Annotated in this window: 17 protein-coding genes and 1 pseudogene; 2 read left to right on the top strand and 16 right to left on the bottom strand. The window is 43.6% G+C overall.

The features are described from left to right. Both G633_RS20145 and G633_RS18435 read right to left on the bottom strand, forming a co-directional pair. Nucleotides 1-2,006 (bottom strand): annotated as a pseudogene (locus tag G633_RS20145) (hypothetical protein); the annotation flags it as partial. Between the two features lie 178 nt (nucleotides 2,007-2,184). Next, entirely contained in the window at nucleotides 2,185-2,400 is a 216-nt protein-coding gene (locus tag G633_RS18435) for a hypothetical protein (RefSeq protein ID WP_035771394.1), read from the bottom strand. Nucleotides 2,401-2,565: 165 nt separating this feature from the next. Between G633_RS18435 and G633_RS0112930 the strand changes: the two genes are divergently transcribed. Continuing rightward, complete coding sequence (locus G633_RS0112930) at nucleotides 2,566-3,564, top strand: sugar transferase (RefSeq protein ID WP_026520149.1); 999 nt, start codon at nucleotides 2,566-2,568, stop codon at nucleotides 3,562-3,564. A gap of 84 nt (nucleotides 3,565-3,648) precedes the next feature. On the opposite strand, the gene G633_RS0112925 is transcribed toward G633_RS0112930, so the two are convergent. Further along, complete coding sequence (locus G633_RS0112925; protein WP_026520148.1) at nucleotides 3,649-4,539, bottom strand: glycosyltransferase family 2 protein; 891 nt, start codon at nucleotides 4,537-4,539, stop codon at nucleotides 3,649-3,651. A gap of 23 nt (nucleotides 4,540-4,562) precedes the next feature. Continuing rightward, nucleotides 4,563-5,453 carry a glycosyltransferase family 2 protein gene (locus tag G633_RS0112920; protein ID WP_026520147.1) on the bottom strand — a complete coding sequence of 297 codons (891 nt, stop codon included), beginning with the start codon at nucleotides 5,451-5,453 and terminating at the stop codon, nucleotides 4,563-4,565. A 244-nt stretch (nucleotides 5,454-5,697) separates the two neighbouring features. On the opposite strand from G633_RS0112920, the gene G633_RS0112915 reads away from it, so the two are divergent. Continuing rightward, a complete protein-coding gene (locus tag G633_RS0112915; RefSeq protein WP_022770284.1) occupies nucleotides 5,698-6,198 on the top strand; it encodes a hypothetical protein in 501 nt (166 codons plus the stop codon). A gap of 97 nt (nucleotides 6,199-6,295) precedes the next feature. Here the strand turns inward: G633_RS0112915 and G633_RS18430 are convergent, their stop codons facing one another. The 12 genes from G633_RS18430 to G633_RS19430 form a co-directional block, all read right to left on the bottom strand. Continuing rightward, nucleotides 6,296-6,583: a hypothetical protein gene (locus tag G633_RS18430; protein WP_022770285.1), complete on the bottom strand. Its 288-nt coding sequence runs from the start codon at nucleotides 6,581-6,583 to the stop codon at nucleotides 6,296-6,298. 152 nt (nucleotides 6,584-6,735) lie between these two features. Next, nucleotides 6,736-7,680: a hypothetical protein gene (locus tag G633_RS18425; protein WP_022770286.1), complete on the bottom strand. Its 945-nt coding sequence runs from the start codon at nucleotides 7,678-7,680 to the stop codon at nucleotides 6,736-6,738. Nucleotides 7,681-7,806: 126 nt separating this feature from the next. Continuing rightward, nucleotides 7,807-8,556: a glycerophosphodiester phosphodiesterase family protein gene (locus tag G633_RS0112900; protein ID WP_022770288.1), complete on the bottom strand. Its 750-nt coding sequence runs from the start codon at nucleotides 8,554-8,556 to the stop codon at nucleotides 7,807-7,809. A gap of 12 nt (nucleotides 8,557-8,568) precedes the next feature. Further along, nucleotides 8,569-9,555 carry a Gfo/Idh/MocA family protein gene (locus tag G633_RS18420; protein WP_051154958.1) on the bottom strand — a complete coding sequence of 329 codons (987 nt, stop codon included), beginning with the start codon at nucleotides 9,553-9,555 and terminating at the stop codon, nucleotides 8,569-8,571. A gap of 16 nt (nucleotides 9,556-9,571) precedes the next feature. Continuing rightward, complete coding sequence (locus G633_RS18415; RefSeq protein WP_242838880.1) at nucleotides 9,572-9,913, bottom strand: sugar phosphate isomerase/epimerase family protein; 342 nt, start codon at nucleotides 9,911-9,913, stop codon at nucleotides 9,572-9,574. A 16-nt stretch (nucleotides 9,914-9,929) separates the two neighbouring features. Then, nucleotides 9,930-11,000: a galactitol-1-phosphate 5-dehydrogenase gene (locus G633_RS0112885; RefSeq protein ID WP_026520145.1), complete on the bottom strand. Its 1,071-nt coding sequence runs from the start codon at nucleotides 10,998-11,000 to the stop codon at nucleotides 9,930-9,932. Continuing rightward, nucleotides 10,997-11,788, bottom strand: coding sequence for an IspD/TarI family cytidylyltransferase (locus G633_RS0112880; RefSeq protein ID WP_026520144.1), 792 nt, complete (start codon nucleotides 11,786-11,788; stop codon nucleotides 10,997-10,999). Before G633_RS0112880 ends, G633_RS0112885 begins: the two co-directional genes overlap by 4 nt. Before the next feature lie 137 nt (nucleotides 11,789-11,925). Continuing rightward, nucleotides 11,926-13,740, bottom strand: coding sequence for a hypothetical protein (locus G633_RS0112875; RefSeq protein ID WP_155834957.1), 1,815 nt, complete (start codon nucleotides 13,738-13,740; stop codon nucleotides 11,926-11,928). 112 nt (nucleotides 13,741-13,852) lie between these two features. Further along, nucleotides 13,853-18,943 carry a class B sortase gene (locus G633_RS19435; RefSeq protein ID WP_051200198.1) on the bottom strand — a complete coding sequence of 1,697 codons (5,091 nt, stop codon included), beginning with the start codon at nucleotides 18,941-18,943 and terminating at the stop codon, nucleotides 13,853-13,855. 108 nt (nucleotides 18,944-19,051) lie between these two features. Next, the gene (locus tag G633_RS18405) at nucleotides 19,052-19,396 is read right to left on the bottom strand and encodes a hypothetical protein (RefSeq protein WP_022770297.1); all 345 of its coding nucleotides are present in this window, start codon (nucleotides 19,394-19,396) and stop codon (nucleotides 19,052-19,054) included. Nucleotides 19,397-19,406: 10 nt separating this feature from the next. Next, the gene (locus G633_RS0112860) at nucleotides 19,407-19,850 is read right to left on the bottom strand and encodes a hypothetical protein (RefSeq protein ID WP_026520142.1); all 444 of its coding nucleotides are present in this window, start codon (nucleotides 19,848-19,850) and stop codon (nucleotides 19,407-19,409) included. Between the two features lie 44 nt (nucleotides 19,851-19,894). Further along, complete coding sequence (locus G633_RS19430; RefSeq protein WP_051200196.1) at nucleotides 19,895-21,025, bottom strand: glycosyltransferase family 32 protein; 1,131 nt, start codon at nucleotides 21,023-21,025, stop codon at nucleotides 19,895-19,897. Nucleotides 21,026-21,047 lie beyond the last annotated feature (22 nt).

The following is a 21,047-nucleotide window of genomic DNA, read 5'->3' as shown; positions in this document are numbered from 1 at the left end:
GTTGATTCAGACTCGCTGATGCTGTTACTTGTTGACTCTGACTCGCTGATGCTGTTGCTGGTTGATTCATACTCACTCATGCTCTCAGAATCGCTTACGCTTTCGCTCTCACTATCTACGATTGACTGAGAAGTGCTCTCACTCTTACTCTCGCTGTCACTTATACTTTCACTTGCCGACTCAGACATTGAAACGGATCTTGACTCACTCTGGGTCTGACTTTCTGAATCCGACTCACTAATTACTTCACTGATACTATTGCTTATTGATATTATCTCACTATCTGACTCACTTATAATTTCAGACAATGATTCGGAGGCAGAGTTACTTATTGAAGTGCTCTCAGACTCTGAAAGAGATACGCTATCAGAATTATCATGAGAATTGCTTTCACTTGTTATATCTGACTTGCTCTGGCTTTCACTAATAGACTCTGACGCTTCTGATAAAGAATTGGATTTGCTGTCAATACTATCAGACTGACTTGTCAGACTATCAGAAGCAGATGGCAACCACTCTCTTGTAGGATGTGTACTAGCATACATAGAATTATGCATAGATTCAGCCGTGCTGAGTGAAGTTATAAGACTCTCCTGCTCATCCTTAGTAACCCATCTATCCTCATATAATTCTACCGGATGTCCATGTACTGTCTTTTCCTTTAAAGGAGTTACTTTATCATCGCCATAAGAATCGTCTTTTAATACACGAACCTTATACTGATCAACTTCACTGTTCTGATACTCCACATGGCTCTCTACATGGCTATCCACATAGCTCTCTACATGGCTATTGCTCACATAATAGCTTCTCAAAACTTGACTCTGGTGATAATATGGCCAATCCCAATCCACCCAAGTGCTGTTAAAATACTCAGAATGAAGTTCAGAACCATATACAACTTCGCTCTTAACTTCAGATACAACCTCTGATTGAATCTCTGATCCTACAACAACATTCTCAGTCCTTGAATCTGTAGGATTCTCCAGTCCGCTATATGGTACAGCCCAATCGCTGTCATGACCGGCCCAGATATTTCCAAGCGCAGTGGAATCATGCACAAATTCAGAATACTCATTATTATAATTGCTCTGCTGGTTAGCAAGTTCAGACTGTGCAATACTTGCAGAAGTGGAAATGCTCTCCCAGTTCTGTGAAACATATGCTCTCTCACTTGCATAAGCAGATGTGGCAACTGATGCTGACTCTGATTTCTGCTGAGAACTAAGATTCTGAAGGCTCTCATTCTCAGAATCCAGAGTTGAATGGAACGCTGAAGCCTGCTCACTATAGTTAGCATAAGTAGACAGAACTTCACTTAAGCTATCTGCAGCGGACTGACTCTGAGAAGCAAGTGCATCTTCTTCTTCCTTCAAGGACAATGAAGCACTCTCAGAAAGCTCTTCATCAGTAAGTTCTGTTACTGCTCCGTTTTCAGCAACCTCTTCTCCAGGCTCTTCTGCGGCTAAAGGTGCTGCAGCTAACGCTCTGGTATTATTTACGCTAACCAGGTTTTCTACCACAACAGGAGCTGCGTTTTCACCATCGACTACATTATTTACAGAAGCAGCTTCAACTCCACCCTGTTCAGCTACCATAGGCTGAGGGCTAACCTTCAATGCCTTACCCTCATCTGCTGGTGCAGGAGCAGGGTTAGTATTATTCTGACCTGCCTCTTCACCAGCAGGTGTTCCTTCTACATTATTATTAGGAGTCTCCTCCTTAGGAGTTTCTTCCTTAGGGGTTTCTTCCTTAGGAGTTTCTTCCTTAGGAGTTTCCTCTCTAGGGGTAACCTCCTCTGAAGCACTATTTGCCAGCTGTGTATCAGCTGGAATCTCCGTTGCCTGTGAACCTACAGTTGTCTGCACGCCCTGGCCATCGCCCAAGTTTGACTCTAATCCAGGCTCATCACACGCATATACGGTTGTTGATACTGTTGCGCCACCACCGATTACTACACCGGCAGCTAATCCAAGTTTTGTGATTTTTTCTGCTCTTTTCTCCATAAAATCCTCATTCCTCATAAAAAATATTTATTCGTTACAAATCACCAGCTCCAAATATATCATCAAATTCAAAAAATCAAGAAAAAATTTTCTAAATAAAATATAATTTTTCCCCTTTTTTGAATATTAGTTTCATTCCAAGTTGCTTTCCGGGAATAGTTTTTTCCAAAACTGTATATCATCCCTGTTTTCTTACATTGTCGATCTGCTCCATAGCGGCGGAATTGATAGCCTCATTCATTAACGTCAAAAGCTCTAATGCACTTCTGAACTTCTCTCTTTTTCTCTCATCAGCCCAGAGAACTTCTCCCTGCCATGTCTGTTTGTCACAATGCTCAACCTTGATAATAAAGGTTCCCTTTCCATTCTGTGACATTCCTATATCGTAATTCATAACTCTCCCTCTGCCTTCCCTTTAGCCTCCTCATAATATAATATCTGTCATCATACTAGTAATCATAATCGGAGTTATTTTTGTAATTTTATAAGTTTTTTATACTTTTTTTGATATAATTTAACTATACACAATCTATACATAAACGTTAATCGGAGGGGCAGCATGAAAGTACACATCACTAACATATACAATCAGCCAGGAACTCAGGGAATCGCGCAACAAAATGTTGCAAAGATCGGACGAGAACTCGGCTTTCACGAAATGGGTCTCTTTAAATATAATATTAATGTAGATGATGACCACGCAATGGGATGTCGTTTAGACGGAATCATTGCTGCTGTCCAAGCGAATGATATTGTTATTGTCCAAACTCCTACCTGGAACGGGCTCCGTTTCCCGAGACGCCTCGTCAACAAGATAAAAGCTTATCCAAATACCAAGCTTATTATCATGATACATGACGTAATATCCCTGGCATTTGACGCCCCTGAATCACGTCTTCGCGAGACCATAGACATATATAATAATGCTGATCTTTTGATCGTTCCCTCGCAAAAGATGTACGATCTTCTCCGCGAACACGGTCTGCAAGAAAAAAAGTACATGATTCAGAAATTGTTTGATTATCCTGTTTCCAATGAGCTTCCTACTCCTTCTTTCCAAAAGAAAATGATATTCACGGGGGCTCCGTCTCGCTTTCCATTCCTGTTGGACTGGCACTATCAGACAATCTTGGATCTATACACTGGTGAAGCTTATGACACCACCGGAAAAAATGTTACCGTCTTTCCTTATATGAAAGATATGCCATTACTTAGTAATCTCGCTCAGGGAGGATTTGGTCTGGTATGGCCTTCTTCTGAAGCAAACAATTACTACGATCTTCTGCTCCCCTATAAAATCGGTACTTTTTTAGCTGCCGGAATCCCTTTGATCGTAAAAAAAGGGTTGGCTGCAGAAAAACTGCTTCTAGACAATCAGGTAGCGTTTGTTGTTGATACGCTGGAAGAAGCAGATGCCCTGATTCAGAATATGACCACTGATGAATACAACTCTATCGTGAAACGAATTCAGAACTTTAATTTCTTGATCAAAAATGGCTATTTTACTAAAAAAATGCTTATAGATGCAGTATTTTCCGTTTTATATCAAGAAAACTGAATCCGAAATCTCTTTTAACATAATAGACAAAATTAAAAAGGCGCTTATCACAATGTATTGTGACAGACGCCTTTTTTCCGGAAATCAGTCCGGTCGATATCCGTATTTATTTAAAATCTCTAAATAGGACGATACTTTATGATAATTGTTCCCGATATCACCCGATTTCATCAAGCTCTCTTTATGGAAGATCAATCGCTTGTAATAAAGTTTTTTAACAGCTTTCGTATCCATTCCGATCATATTTAATAGCATGCACTCTTCTTCCAGACAATCGATTGGTTCCTTTTTAATTTCAGGTGCCGATCTCATAATACTGTTTTCGTTAATACGATATATGTATAATGGCTCATTTATAAAAGTAATTCGATCGGCCAAAAGATATGTCAGATAAGTGGTGTATGCATCTTCCATTCTTATGCCCTCAGGGTATCTGACATTACGAAACAGCGCTTTCCTGTAAAGCTTTCCACAAACTATTGTAAAGAGCAGTGCCTCAGTACTATCCTCATAATCTCTAAACCACTCTGCAGGTGTATAAGACTTCGTAAAATATTTTTCTTTCGGAACATGAACCAGAAAACTACCGGTTGAATCTCGAAACCGATGGTAATTTCCTACCACCACATCGCTGTTCTCACGATTCTGTTCACATACCAGACGTTCTATGCAGTTATTTTCTAGCCAGTCGTCACCATCTAAGAAAAAAACAAATCCTCCGGTAGCAATCTCGATCCCCAAATTTCGAGCAGCACTCACTCCATGATTCGGCCATGAGATGATCCTAAGTCTCTCATCCATATCTTTGAATTGCTCCAAAACAGACATAGAATCATCCGGAGAACCATCATTGATGACTATGATCTCAATATCCATGTATGTCTGATGCAGCACACTTTCCACACACTTTTTGATATATGGTGCCACATTGTATACCGGTATGATTATTGATATTTTCGTTGCTTTTTCATTCATAACGCGTCCTCTTTTTCTAGAAATCAGTCCGGCCGGTATCCGTATTTATCTAATATTTCTAAATAAGACATTACTTTATGATAATTGTTTCCGGTATCCCCTGATTGCATCAGTTGTTCTTTGAGAATAAGGATTCGCTCGTGATATTTCTTCATTACTACTTTCATATCCATTCCCAGCATGGATAGCAACATTCCCTCTTCTTCCAGACATTTGATCGGATTCTTTTCAATTTCAGATGATGATCCCATAGCACCACTTTCGTTAATGCGATATACATATATTGGCTCGTTTACGAAAGCAATTATATCAGCCAGGAGATATGTCAGATAAGTGGTATAAGCATCTTCCATTTTCACGCCCACCGGGAATCTGACATTACTAAACAGTTTTTTCCTGTACAGCTTTCCCCAAGGTACTACGAAAAGTACATACTCAGAACTATCCTCATATTCAGCAAACCACTCTGCAGGCGTATAAGTCTTTGTATAGTAGTTTTCTTCTGGAACATGAATAAGAAAACTACTACTTGAAGTTCGAAAGCGATGATAGTTTCCTACCACTATATCGCTGTTTTCACGCTCCTGTTCACATATCAAACGTTCTATGCAATTATCTGCTATCCAATCATCACCATCCAAAAAGAAAATGAACTCTCCGGTAGCAATCTCAATTCCCAGATTACGGGCAGCGCTCACCCCATGATTCGGCCATGAGATTATCTTGAGCCTTTCATCCAAATCTCTAAATGGAGCCACAACAGACATCGTGTTGTCTGTGGAGCCATCATTTATGATTATGATCTCAAGTTCTTTGTATGTCTGATGCAGCACACTCTCCACACACTTTTTGGCATGAGGTGCCACATTATACATAGGTATGATTATCGATACTTTCTTTGCTTTTTCACTCATAATCTTTTACTTTCGCAGCAGACTGTCCACCACGTTTTCTCCTACCATTTATAGTAGTAAATAATAAATGGTACTGTCAATTTTATAAAGCTGTAATTGTTTGTTTTAAGTCTTTTTATACTTTCTTAATCGTTTTCGTTCGTTTTATCACTTATACTATATCTTGTAAATCAAATAATTGTGTTGGGAAAAAGAATTTTGTTTCTCGAGTGGGATCGAGAAGAAAGTATGGAGAAAAAAGGGTATGAGAAATTTAAAGAATAATAAGATACGTTTGATTGATTGTGTTTCAGACCTGGCTCTGGCAACTATCATACTGGGAATCGCCATGATAATATTCGGTGGCACAATGATCGTTGGAAGCGCCATGAGCATGATGAAGGGCTACAGCCTCCTGGGCGGCTCATCACACCTGCTGTTCTTTGCAGTAACCCACGGAATCGTGTTCATAGCAGACGGTATACTGCTTTCAATATTCTGTTTCCTGGTTGCCACCACAAGCCCCCTGGCAAACTCGTTTAACATTTTAAGCGGATTCGCATTCTTTTGCATAATACTGGATACTACCGCCCTGATCATGGGTGCAGCACTCGGAGCAAATGCCTTCGGTGTCGTAGTTTCAATCGCAGGCCTTACAATTTCAGGAATCATCGCATATCTGATCAGAAAGATGCGCGTTACTGCTGAGAGGATGAGGCAGGCACAGGCCTTCAATGTGGTTAGCGGGCTGAAGAAGGTTGGATGAGGGGAAAACTTATTAGAGAAGGATATTAAAGAATATTAATATAAGAAGGAGTAGCCTTTTGGGGGCTGCTCCTTTTGCGTTTGGATATGATATTTGGTTACTTGAACAACGCCCTTATGGGGTCAATCCCGGCGGCGGTTTTGTTTAGTTCATCTATATTGTCTTTGAGGTAGCGCTCAAGATTTGCCACCTCTTCCGGCGTAAAACCTCGGTTTGTGGTTATCTTGCAGCTGGGGATTTCACCCTCCGCAAAGCGCGTAGCATCGGAAAAAGTCACATATACGACTTTCTGACCGTCTTTCTTGCAAGCCAAAGAGACCTGCATGTTCAGGGTATCGCTGTTTTTGTTATTGTTATTGCCCCAATCAACATCAAAGTTTTCCATTACATATTCCTCATCTATCTTACAGTCGTAGCCGCTTGCGAATACTTTGCTTAAACTTATTTTAACTTTTTTAACCTTATTATCAAAGTGTGAGGTAAAAAAAGAACTCCCCATAAGGAGAGTTCAATAAGACAAAGTGATTGTTGCAGTCTTTACCTCTTTCCGAGGCCTTTTTTAAACTCAATAATATAGTCAATGTTCTTGCCTGTTGCAACGCAAATCTGCTCATCAGTAAAGCTTCCCGAAGTCAACATATTCTCAATAGTAGAGTCTATGCCTTTCTCTATGCCCTTTTCTATACCTTTCTCTAAAACAACTTCACTCAAATTACACATAATGTTCACCTTTTTCTCAGTATCTCTTGTCATTTCCAGACCATACTTCTCGGAAAGATGTTTCTTCTTAACATCGGCAACTTCTTTTTTTAGAAGTTCTTCCAACATAGCAATTAATGTATTCTTGGATTCTTCTGAGTTTTCATTACTCCTCAGCCTAATTATAACACCTTGGACTTTGTCTATGTTAGGAAGATTCATACCGCTTCCAAATATACTCTCCTGCGTCAAGTTCATCCGAATTATAGAGTCCTCGTTATCGCCTGCATCCATACAGATCCATATACTTCGGACCGCCTTCAGGTTATCATAATCAGACTTGGTAAATTCAACTTCCTTCTGGGACGAAATCATGCGTCCAAGATAGTAGATGATTCTATTATCCAAGTGATATCCAAGCTTCGATACATCAGAACTCTTCTGAGCCTCTATGTTTATCAGAACTTTGATAAGATCATCACCACAATATACCGAGAATCTAATATCAAAAAATATCTTACCTTCGCCCAGAACACTGTCTTCTTCTGAGCTTTTCTTTATCTTATCAGTGTTAGTATGCCCGGGTTCAAGTCGGACCCTAGACACTTCCGGTTCATCAATATTAGCTATTATGGTTTTAATGTCGGTGTCTTTAAACTCATCAAGCGTGTATTTGAGAATCCTGGCAAGGATCTGTTTATCCGCCAATAACTCTTTTACACTCTCGTCATACCTTGCTCTGTCATAAGTAATATCAACCGCCTGTGCTATATTCGTCTCCATTCAAATATCGCTCCGTTTTCATATCTGGTAGAAGAATAATAACACATGAGAACAAATCGAACAAGTGTTTGTTTTTCGATTAAAACTGCCCTTAAAACTGCCTGTTTTACCCCAAAACATTTTGTCTTACAGGTACTTGTCCGGCTCATTCAGGAACACATCGGTAACGCCTGCTGCCTCGTATTTGTCAAAAGACATCTTGCCTCCGGTAGGCAATTCCGGATATAAATGTCCTCCAAACCAGGCACGTACAGTGCGGCCCTGGAGCTTCTCCACAGGAAGGTCCAGATGCATTCCGCCGGGATGAAGGGCAATGCTGCCTTTCTCTATGTCATCCCAAAGGGACTCAAGTCCGATGGCCTTGTACAGGCAGTTGGACAAAAGGTCATCAAGAACGCCCAGCTTGGCAGTCGGCTCAAGCTCGTGAACCTTCACCAGTGATTCCGGATAGAAACTGGAGTAAACGATGGAATCTGCAAGCCCCATATCTCCAACCAGCTTAACGATCTTCTCCTCAATGCCGGGATAGTTGTAAACACTGGTCTTCAGCTCTATATTGAGGCGCAGATCCTTTTTCAGCTCCGGTGCAAGGAGCTCCAAAACCTCTTTCATGGTAGGGATGGTTTCAGATTTCATTTTGCCGGCGTAGATGTGGAGCGCCTTAAGCTCTTTTAACGAAAAATCACGTACGTAGCCAAATCCATCAGTGGTGCGGTCTACGCGCTCATCGTGGATCACCACCAGCTCCCCGTCGCTTGTCAGCTGAATGTCCAGCTCGATTCCGGCAAGGTGCGGTATATTCATCGCCTTCTCAAAGGCTGTAAGTGTGTTTTCGGGATAAATTTGCGAGCATCCTCTGTGTGCCCAGATTTTCATGGTGTGGCCTCCTTATTTCTTAATGTATTTTGAAAAAACCTCAGCTCTTGTAATAGCCTCGTTTCTCTCTTTTTGGTAAAAGAGCTCCTGCTCCGGCGAAAGTCCTGTCGCGTCCGCAAGTTCATCGATTCTCCTTACGAATTCACTGAACTCATAGCGCAGTCCGTCGCTCTCAAAATCATAATTGTACCTGTCAATCTTGTTTGGATCCTCGTAGCGGACTTCAAAGTATTTCGTGCGCCACCAGGGTGACGGAGCCAGGATGTAGCCTTTGGTTCCGGCTATAACAAGCTGACCTTCGCTCTTAGCTGTAAGACCGCACTTGGCTGTGGCTGTGGCGCGGATGGATGACTCACCGGCTTCTGCATAAGAAAAGATCGCTTTAGTATATCCGTCAACTCCCGCCTCAGTTATAATGCTCTGGAATCTCACATCGCTGTAATCAGTACCGAGAAACCTGAATATTGGCAGCATATTGTAAGTTCCAAATTCGGTAAAAGATCCGCCATATGCCGAAGGGTCAAACTCTCTGCCTCCTGGAAGTGTAAGCCTGGTAAATGCTGCTTCAACATCTACTATATCACCGATAACGCCACTGGAAACAACCTCCTCAAGCCCTAGAAATCCCGGACAATACGCGGTCTTTATTGCTTCCATTATGACGGCATTCTTTTTCTGCGCCAGATCATAAAGCTCTTTTGCCATATCAGCACCCATGACCATGGGTTTCTCGCAAAGTACATGCTTCCCAATCTCAAGCATTCTCTTGGCATAATAATGATGCGTGCCGTGAGGAGTCGCTATGTATACAGCATCTACCGTCTCTCCGAAGACCTCGAGGTTCGGCGCCGCCTTGGCACCAATTACTCTCTTCGCAAACTCCTTCGCATGATCGTAATTGGGATTGTATACAGAAACCACTTCAATTTCCGGAACATATTCCAGTTCCTTCAGCGCACGCTTTGCAATTCGTCCGGTGCCGATAATTCCAAGCTTCATAGGCGTCCTCCGTGATTTACTCTTCGATTCTTGTTTTGAAATACTCTCCGATTCGGGCAATCATGTGAAGCGCATCTTCCTTAAGCTCCACAGGGAAACAATCAAGTACAGGTGCTGTCTCAAAGCTTAGGGCATCCTCAAATCCAATCTCCTTAAGTGCTCTGAGCACGCCTTCCCAGTCAAGAACACTGGTGTTTTCTCTGGTCCTGGTAAATGTAAACGGCAGCTGATGAAGATCTGCAATGCCGTCATTCTCATGTATGTGAAGCACCTTAAGGCGCTTGCCCAACGTGGTAATGAACTTGTATGGATCAAGACCGACAAGATTTCCGTGTCCTGTGTCATAGCAAAATCCCAGAACTTCCGCGCCATACTTAATTAACCATAATCTTTACATATTCCTCAGACTTGCGGCGCATGATGTCCAGCCCGTCCTGAAGATGCTCAAGTCCGATGCGATGCGTAATGAGTTCAGACGGTCTGAAGTCCATCTTCCAGTTAGTAAGGCGTTCTAATACGTAACGCCAGTCATCGTCACTTCCGTCTATTCCGCTGAATCCGGAATTCCAGGTTCCTTTCAGGGTCAGCTGATTTCTAAGTATCTGCCAGTATGTCTGACGGGTAAGTTCCATATCCGACGCCGGATTACCAACCAGCATCACTCTGCCCAACGGACCGACACATTTTACAGCCTGCTCATAGCTCTCAGAGCGGCCGATGCACTCGAAATAGACATCAGCTCTTTTGCCATCAGTCTTCTCAAGTACATAGTCCTCCGGCTCACGGCGTCTTACATCACAGAAATGATCAGGCTCATAGCCCATAGCCAGGAGCTTCTCCAGTTGTACGTCCTTATTTCCAATGCAAAAGACATTTCGATATCCCGCATTTTTTAAGAACATGGCCACGAACAGCCCAATGGTGCCAAGTCCGCAGACAACTATATTGGAATCTGCAGCCTTCGCCGTAGAATTATCAAGCAGCCCAACCTGCCTTATAGCATGCACCGCCACAGCCATGGGTTCCAACATAGCAGCTTCATCATCAGATATCTCATCGGGTAACGGCAACAGGTTCCATACCGGAGCCACCAAGTATTCCGCAAATCCGCCATCACAGCGCGATCCCAGATAATTGTAGTTCTCGCACATTTCATAGTGTCCCGATAGGCACTGCGGACATTTCTTGCAAGGAATAAGAGGGAAGATGCCCACTCTTTTCCCAACAATCTCAGGTCTCGCCTTGCATTCTTCCACAGTTCCGGTCATCTCGTGCCCCGGAATCAGTGGCATGTTATGCGCACCGGTCTTGAACACTCTTGGGACATCGGAACCACAAATGCCACATCTGGTCACCTTAATGAGCGCCTGTTCCTCATTCGGAACCGGCTTCTCAGCCTCTGTGTATTTTATATTTCCTATACCATATAAGATTTGTGCTTTCACTCCAATATCTCCCTAGCTCTTGCCAGATCTTCATCAGTAGTAACCTTAAAGTTCCTCTGATCCCCCGGAATCATGGCCACGTCAAGTCCTGCCATAATTGCCGGTTCTGTAGAGCCCTTGATCATGAGAATCTTATCGGGTAAAAGAGCTTCATTCGCCTCCATATACTTATCAAAGCGGAAGGCTTCCGGCGCCTGCCCGGCGTATATGCAGCTGCGATTCAAAAGCTCGTCAACACGCTTACCTGTGCGACTAAAATACACCGTGTCTTTCATAGGAAGAACCGGCATTGCACCTTCGTGATCGTCCAGCGCCTTGATGCATTCATCGATATTCTCCACTGTAACGAATAGGCGCGCTGCGTCGTGGATGATAATGTTGTCGATGACTTTGTATTTGCTATGAACCATGAACTTGGAACAGTCAGCATTCTCTTTTGCATCCGCACTGACATTTGCACTGTCATCGTTAGTACGAGCAACGTCAAAAATCTGCTTTAAGTCCTTCATGGCATTATATATAGACATCTGCCTGTTCTCGCCCGGATCAGAGAATCCCAGAAACTTCTCAGCAACCGCGCTCTCAGGGTCCTCAAAGATTGCATCTTCAATCTTCTCCCGCCAGCTCTCATCAGCTACGATCTGAATGTTGTCGATCATGTCACTCTCGCCAAAGGGAGCAAGGGCATGCATTATCATCATCTGGCCTGAAAGTTCGATGAACTGCTTGGGGATATCTGATTTAATTCTGCTGCCGGTACCTCCGGCCAGGATGATTGCAATATTCATAGGCGTGCCTCCTGTAACTTCGCTCTTAATATCTGAAAAGACCTGCCATTTTCGGCAGGTCTCTCACCGTTATTTCATTACTTCGACTTTTCTTTACGATCTCCTGCTTCTCAGAAAATCTGATAGACCATGTGCATTCATTCGCCTGCAGCTTCAAAGAACTCAACTGCTTCGCCGCTTTCGCGGGTATCACTTCCCTCACTCGTATCGCTTTCTTTAAACTCTGTTTCAGATTCCGCCTGAGGATCTTTTGTCTCCTCAACCTTAATGTCCTCTTCCTCAGATCCCGGATCACCTGTTTTGTCAGCAGGCGGATCGCTCTCGGTTATATCAGGCGCCTCTTCGCCGCCGCTTTCTATTATGTTCACAGATTCTTCGGTGTCAGAACTTTCGATTATTTTAACCGTATCATCGCTTTCACCGCTCTCAGAGGTCTTTTCTTCCACATCGCGCTCATCCGCTTCGCCCAGAACTTCTGCATATTTCCGATAGGCAAGCTTTGTGATCTCTTCCTCTATCAGCTTCTCAAGAGCCTCATCTTTTAACTCATTAACCTTCTCAAGGATCAGCTCAATGAGCCTTTCTTCTGCGAGTTCTGCAGCTTTGACCAGCTTAAACGCGTCAAACTCCTCAGTCTCTGTAAGCTTCATTGCCGCCTCATAGGAATCCTCTCCGATCACCTCATCCCAGTCGGTCAGCATTGGAGTGACCTTCCAGTTGACGTTGATCACCGGCCAGGACTCTACCTGAGTCCAGTCCGCTTCTGTATTGCAGGAAGCGATGATACCGAAAGAGACAGCGTCAAACTCTGCATTCTCCGCACCTTCTGCAAAAGCATAATCGTAGCTTCCGGTCGCCTCGTTGTAGGCATATACATAGGTTCCATCCGGAGCAGCATTAAGGGTAACTTCAAATGAAGCTTCATCATAGCTTGTAATTACGGAAGCAATGCCGTAGTCATCAGCAAGTGCCATGAACAGAGACGGCTTATCGCCTGAGAGCTCCGAGAGACTTGTCACAAGAGGAACCGAATCCGGATTCTGAATACTTGCTGAAATAGTGATCCTCACAGGAACGTTGCTTTTGTTGATCACCTCATGCATATCGCTTTTGTGCGAGAAATCGTACTCACCTTTGCTGTTCCTGAAAAGGACACTTGCACCTTCCTCAACCCTTCCGCCGCCGTACTTGGCTGCATCGGTCTCGTAGATAAGGCTCATAGGATCAATGATAAAATCAAACGGACTGGTGGCTCCTATGACAGGAAGCTGTACATTGGTGACATCTATGGGGTGACTGTCCGCCACTCCTTCAGGAAGTTTGACCTTAAAAGTGGTCACTTCCCTTCCGTCTTCAAGCACAACAGTCTCTTCATCTATTTTTTCGGCAAAAGAGCTGTCTGCATCATCTGCGGCATCTTCTGTAACATCACCCTTAAGCTCAATATACTCTTCTTTGGTGACGCTCCTTCCCTCGCTGGTCTCCTCATCTATTACAAAATACTCCTCATCAAGCTTGCGCTCAGCAAACTCTTCTTTGAGCTCTTCTTCGCTTATCTTCGAAAGAAGTTCCATGCCATCAATCCCGGCACGAAGCTCATCTTTGTCAATGCTGTCGATTAGTGAGTGTACATCTATGGAAGACCTGAGCTCATCCACGTCAACAAGAGACCTAAGCTCCTCTTTATCAACAAGAGCCCAGATCTCATCATCATCAATTATTGCAGCTGTCTTACCCTGTATCGACCCTTCGAAGTAAGTGTCATCACTTTCATCACTGTCACTGCTGTTTCCGCCAACTACTGTCTCGTTTCCATCAGAAGAAAAGAACACAATCTCCTCACCGGATCCGGATTCTTCGGCCAGCGCAAGAACAGGATCAAGGACCATGATAAGCGTCATGAGTAGCGCCGCTATGCCCATCCATGGGATTTTTGCCAGAATATTTCTCATCGGAAACATCCCCGCGCCTTTCCTGTACGATAAAAAAACATACTACTGGTACATATAGTATATCGACATACCGGGGCAAAATCTTAGATTTTAGGAAAATTTAATAGAAATATCACTGTTGGTAATTATATTCATCCGTTCTTACTGCACACACAATAAGTCTCTCTTCATCATTTTCAGTGCAGGTGGCAAGTGTTATCACATGGTCAGATTCATTAGCCTCAATTCCCGTGTTTATGAATGAATCGCGCTCAACTTCCTTAAGCATCTTCCAGTAGTTCGCGGGTTCTTTTCCAAAAGCCCAGAATACATCGTGATTGTCAGGCACTACATCACAGGCAAAGATCCTGTATCTGTACACACTGTCCCTGGTAAAAACCTGGAAGTACTGATGATCTTCATAGTAATCCGGTTCATTCCTGTAATTGCGCAGTTTACCGAACATGGAGCGGTCACGCATGTTATGTCCGTAGATCAGGCTGTGCGGATCAGAAAAATCCGGTGTCGACTCACCGTCAACAAAGATGGAGCCGGCCCTGGCCTTCTCACCTGTGTAAGCAGTTCTCAGATACTTTTCGTTGTCCCCTGAGTACATTATAGGATAGCTGATATCCTCATTTTCAAAGTATATCCAGCCCACCACATCAGGATAGTCTTCAGACAGCTGTCTGACATTTACATCAACGCAGTCCCACCAGCCGTGCTCAGCTTCTTTGGGCGTATTGTCCGCTGTCTTTTCCTCGAGGTTATCAGGTATTTCTTCCGCAGATTCCTCCACATAGATCTCCTCTGCTCCGTCGTACAGATCCTCAGAAACCTTATACTGGAGCATTGTGGATACCAGGGCTAATACCGATACTATCACAGCGGCTCCGCCGGCAGCCAAAAGAACTTTTATCCTGTTCTCTCTGATCTTGCGGGCAAAAAACTTAGCGGTCGTAATGACAATTATTCCAAGGACCAATAATGCTCTTTTAAGTTTGGAGGGAGACTTCTCTTTATCGGAATGAGGCTTTTTGGCATCCCTGAGTTCTCTTAAGGCAAGCGCGAAAGTAACTGCTCCTGCTGCCAGAATGAGTACCCATAGCCAAACTGCATGGATGTTGTCACCCATCTTGGGAGCTCTTGAATCATTCTCACTGTCTTCGCCGTTTCCCTTCTTGTTGTCCTTTGTAGCTGTCCATCCTGCCACCAGCGTGATGTCCTTGGTTATGGCTGTGTCAAAGTTGAAAACTGAAGCGGAAGTCGCACTGCTTGTTGTAGTTGAAGAACTTAATGTTGAGTTTTTGGTGTACCAGCCCTTAAATATATACCCTTCCCTTGTAGGGTCTGCAGGCTTAGTAACCTTCTCACCGGCCTTTACTTTTACCGTATTCTTACTTGTGCCGTCATCAAATGTAACGGTGTAATAGACCTCCTGTTTATAAGCCACCGCAAACTGGGAGAACTTGTAGGAATAGACATAGATCTTTCCATCCTCCTCATCCAGCGTATAGGTCCCGTCTGCACCGCCACTTTTCTCTGTGAGTTCTTCAACAGTTCCGTTGTGCTCCCTGAACAGCTTTATGCCATCTTTATCCGAGAAGTCATAAGTCAGCTCGATCTTCAGAGGCATTGCAGCACTTGACCTGTCCTTGCTGTCTTTTCTCACTTCAGTAACGGTCTTGTTGTTGTAAGCATCATTATCAGAAGTCTGAAGAATTGAGATATCAAGGAAATCTGCTTTATAGCTGTTGGCTGTGTTTGTAGTGGAAGTCGAACCTGATGCGGTTGCTCTTGCCTTACTTGAGAGCGAGGAATTGACGGATGAAGGTGTCTTGATCTTCAGCGTCTCAAGAACAGAGTCCATGGGATCAGCTACTGTGATCGCATATTTTTTGAGTTCTTCTCCTACGAGCTTTCCGTTTTTGATGTTCGAGCTCTTGGCAGAATACTCGTACTTTGCATCTTTTACATTCTTAAATGAGGTTGCAGTTGCCAGTGACCCGATTTCAAAGTCAAACTTCACCGTGGATCCTGCCCCCGCGTCAAGCCATGAAAGAGCTTCGCCAGCGGACTTGTTTTCACTAAGAAGCTTCACATTGGCAAAAGCCTGCCCGTCAACTTTTACCGTTGCCGTTCCATCTGCAAATTTGTATGGCTCGGGAGCCGCATCGCTGCCAATCCAAACCCTCAGTCCATGCACAGTTACTGGGACAACAGAGATTGCAGGATACTCTTTTCCCTTATCATTGTTCATGGCCGTCTGTGCAGCATCCCTGCTGCCGATTCCGATGTAGGAAACCTTTGTAATACTCTTTTGCGCATCAACATTGCCGATAAGCGTTCCCGTCAGAGGAACGATATCCTTGATCTCCCCGCTTCCAATGGCACAGTCCGTGCCAATGGCAAGCGAATGTTCTTCATCCCCAAGATCTGCTTCCACACAAATCTTCAGCGTATCTTCATCAGAAAATCCAAGGTACAGATCATCAAGGACAGCTGTGTCAGTGTCAAAAGACCCTTGCGTTGGCGCAACATCAGTACCTGTAATGATTGTCCAGCCTTTGCCGCCGTTTGTGGTCTGAATCATATATGCCTTGCCGCCTTTGGCAAACTCTCCCACCACGTCGACAACAGTACTTCCCGAAGAAGTATCAATTGTATAAGCCACAGTCCCGTTACTTATATAGCATCTGTCACTGTCGTCATTATAAGGATCTGTCCAGACTCTTTTGCTGTCAGAAGATGCGTTTATAACCTGAACTTCCCTGGTGGCTGTTCCGTTTACAAGGCACCTGAACCAGTCCCCTGCTGCGTAAGGTGCATCTTCAAAAATGCCGCCAAACACATTCGAGTGTGCAAGGTCTATATCCTTCCATTCTTCGCTGCCGCTCTTTTTGTACTGCCACTGATAAAGAACTCCTGCGCCTCCTTCATTGGCACAGACAGTCTTGACCTGAAGCGCAAAATCAGGCGTATCGTCGCCGGCAATTGCCTCCGGGTCCAGTCCGTAAGGGTACTCGTGCACAAGCTCTGCATCGACAATGCCGCCACACTTGATATTTATGTTCACTGTGCTCTGCGACTCATCACGGGAACACGTAAGTTTCACTTTCTTAGTCTGTCCTTCAAACGGCTTTTTAAGGATCATGTACCACGCTGCAGTATCCTCATCCGATGCAGCAAAGCAGCCGTTTGAAACTACCGGATCGTGCACCGCATTGCCATCATCGTCTGAAGAAAGAACACTTTCCAGCCGCTCAAAATAGAAATACTTTGAATCCGAAGAACTGCTGTATACGATGTCTTTTTCGGGGTCTTCTATTACCAGATTCCCGAGGAGATATCCGTTGTTAAAAAAGACATCGTCAAGACACACGTATGCTTTATCGCTCGGCCATTCGATATCAAATTCATCACAGGTAAATACCAGCATGTACTTGGAAAAGCCGTCAGTAACGGCCTCGACAGCTTTGGTTTCCTCTCCGTCGACTATGACGGACATTAGCTTTTCAACTTCGATCTCACCGGAGGTGTTGGAAGTTAACTTGGCAGCACCATCGGCAGAGTTTTCAGTATCATATTTGGCTGCGTCTTCGGTATCATCGCTGGCAGCATCTTCAGTTGTTCCAACTGTAGTTTTATCGTCTGCTACAGACTCTGCTGAGTCATCTTCCATGACATGATAGATGTCAGCAACAAGCTCTTCATTCTCAGCTTCTTCTGTTTCAAAAGAGATTATGACCTTACCCTTTTCGGTGTTCGGCTGGATCTCTTTTTCATCCTCATCAAGGACTTTAATGTCAAAGGAATAGGACCTGACAACAAAGCCCTGTTCCTCAGTACTATCCATAACTGCTTCCTGAACTGTCTGCTCATCCTCTTCTTCAAGCTTTTTGGCAGATAGAGCTGAACCTTCAGGGAACACGCCTTCTTCAGCTCTTACTCTGATCCTGACTCCATCAACTTCTACCGTCTCATCAAAAGCATAGTTGTCCTCAAGGATCCTTACCGTCACTGTGGGGAGCTCAGCCTCGATATAGTAGAAATCAGGGATCAGAAGCACAGGAATAAACACATACTCATGCCCGACAAGATCAGGGTCGTATGTGTCAGTGGTATTGCTTAGTGGATCCAGGATCCACTTGATACCGGATACCATCTCATGGCTTACTTCGATGTCATCTCTGGCATCGTCTAAATCGGCATTTGAGTCGCCATTCGAGTCGTCATCTAAAGAATTCGTGTAATCTGATGATGCATTATTTCCTGAGTCGGACTGTTTGTCTTCAGTGTGAGAAATTTCTGTATCTGCGGCCTCTGCATCTTTATCTGTTATCTCTGTATGTGCTTTTGAGCCTGCATTATCTGAATCTGCAGAATCATCCGCAGCATAAACTTTGAGCTCACCAAATGCTGACTTTATCCTGCCAATAAGCCCGTCACTGCCTGCATCGTCTGAAGACTCATCCTTTTCAGCTTCATCTGTCATGCCGGGAGTCCCGGTTCCACCGTTTCCTTCCGTCTGTTCAGGTGACCTGGCACTCTCGGATTCTTTGGTCTCTTTATCTGATGAACTGCGCGCATCCTCACTTTTGTCTTCCTGTCTGCCGGAATCTTCGCTTTCGTAGCCGCTGTCTTCGCCCTCATCCCCGTCTCCGATCACACCTACAGAAGCCTCGCCTGTATCTGAGTCAAAAAAGATTATCTCATCCTCATCAGATTCAGAGTCTCCTTCTGAAGCAGCATCTTTTTCCTCGCCTGCAGCGCCTTCCTCCTCGCCTTTTTCTGAAGGCATCAGTAAATCGGCCCCCTCGTCTTCCTCAGGTGCCTCTCTGTCCTGTCTCTCTTTGCCCAGCTCCCTGATGAGGCGCTCCTGCCTGTCAGGGTCCGGGACAACATCTATTCGCAATGTATCAGGGAAAATGATCTCATCGAGTGCCGTGCCTGCCTTCACCTCCTGATAGGCGACATCTTCGGGAAGGTCATCAAAGCTGATGATCTTCACATCTGCAGGCTCACTCTCAGAATAGGACTCTGCCGCATCTTCTGATTCAGCACTCTCCTCCTCGACGGGCTTATCGTCATCCTCCGCTTCTTCCTGCACCTCAGTACTCTCATCATCAAGCGCATACGCAGGCAGAATATCAAACGATGTATACCCTATACTTGAAACAGCCAGAATACTTGCAATAAAAAAAGAAACTACCCTGTTTTTCATAACCCTCTCCAACTAAAAAGTGTATAAACTCCCACTTATATTTTATCGGAATTTTGTTTCAAAAAAATAATAGTTTCAGAAAATTTATTATTTTTTCAGAAATCTGTATTACGGAATTAGTTTCTGCATGGTATCGATAAATTTAATTGTATCCTCTTCAAAGGATTTCTTTTCAGAAGCTATGATCTGCCTGTAATTCTGAAATTTATTCTGATGCTTTTCAAAATCACCGCATATATCTTTCAGCAAAGCATCTATTTGGTCTAACTGCTCAGCAGGGCAGTCAAATTTATACTCGTCAGGTATTGGAACGTCTTTCACAAACGCAGCTGATCCCTTTTTGTTTGTGATAACACAGCATCCATTGGCCGCAGCTTCTCTGGGGATTCTGTCTTTTCCGGGATGGTTTCCAAAATCAACATAAATCTTTCCCGCTTCCATCATCAGTATCATATGCTCAAGATCAAGATTTACCAGCGGTATCCATTTCAGCCATGAAATCAATAGAATAATATGACTGATACAGATGAAAGAATACATTGTCATTTATGTATGAAAGATTTGTCTCTTCAGTTGACTTTATATAATTATCTACACTCATCCTCCATAATACCTTTTGGGCATTGCCAACATAAGACATACTGAGCGTAAGACCTTCCGGAAAAACCACCACGGAGTCTTCTGAACACATAACGTCAACATCTGAAACATGCATAGTCTCATAGATTTTATAAGGCGCAGGAACTTCTGCATCCACGGCAAGCGCCTTGTCAAAAGGCGCCCTTACATCCACATAGCACATTTCCGCCCTGATGTCAGTCAGCCTGTTTATCGCAAAGCATAATTGGTGTGCGAGCTCCGGCCCTCCACTGGTCCGATTCGCAGGAGCTAAAATGTATACTTTCATATTATCCTTCCTTAACAAGCATATTCGCGAAACATCTTATGGCTTTACTTGTCAGCCCCTTCGCAATCTAAAGCTCTTGTATACATTTTCTTATAAATCTTCATGGCTTCTTCATTCGCTTTCTTCATTTGCTCATCCATCCAGCCACCATTAAACCAGTGGACTGAGTAGGTATTTCTCGTCTCATTTATGATCCCGGACATATAATCATATGGCTGGAAATAATCATATGCATAGATATTTATATCTCCTACTGCCTGAGATTCTCCATTTATCTTATATCCATGACTCAAAGCCACCCTTGTGTCATAAAAACCGCATGTATTCCTATTTTGTGTGCCATCATCATTAAGGAAAAAGATTTCTTCCCTTGCATCAAGGAATTCCTTTATCATTGGATTCCCCTTAACGGAGCCGCTTAATCCTCCAAAATTAATAATCTGCCACTTTTCCACACCGCAAAACGCTCTTTGAAATCGAAGGTTATCAATATTCTTTTTCAGCTCAACATCTGTATCGAGATAAAAACCGCCATGATTATATAAAATATCAATACGGGCATAGTCAGGCACGTATCCGAAAGCACCAGATTTATACGCCTGTTCCATATATGGATGTTTTGTTATATCGTAATTATCTTCATTCCATTCTATAATTTCATAATCAGGGCAATACTTTTCCCAACTCTCAAGGCACTTCTTTAGGTTTTCAGGTAAAGCTTTTCCGCCCAACCACATATAGTGAAGTTTTTTGGGAATCAACGGTTCATTAGACAGTACTACATTCCCCTGGGATTCCTGCGAGCAATAATTATGGATCAACATCATAGGCATAACATAACAAGCCATGTTCTTTGTGCACTGCATTTCCTCAAGTTGTTTTATAGCATCAGGAAAACGGCTGATATTAAGCAAAATAATAGTATGTTCTCTGCAGGATTCCAAGTATGTAGGCGGTTTAACTTCAAAAGATTCTCCGCAAACCTCAATAGTGGTTCCCCACTTAGCTTCATTATTATCAAGATAGCAATCTACATATGAAAGCAGTCCCAGATCTTTAAGGATTTCAGGTGTAGTGACTTGACCAATAGCACCTGCGCCAAACATGATAATTCGGCCTTTTAGATCCATAATCTCTTTCTTTAATTCGTCAAAACTACTACAACATAATTTCATGACAAAACTATCCTTTCTGGAT

Origin of the sequence: Butyrivibrio sp. FCS006, assembly GCF_000424525.1 — a bacterium.
Lineage (GTDB): Bacteria > Bacillota > Clostridia > Lachnospirales > Lachnospiraceae > Butyrivibrio.
This window is presented reverse-complemented; position numbering and strand designations above follow the sequence as displayed.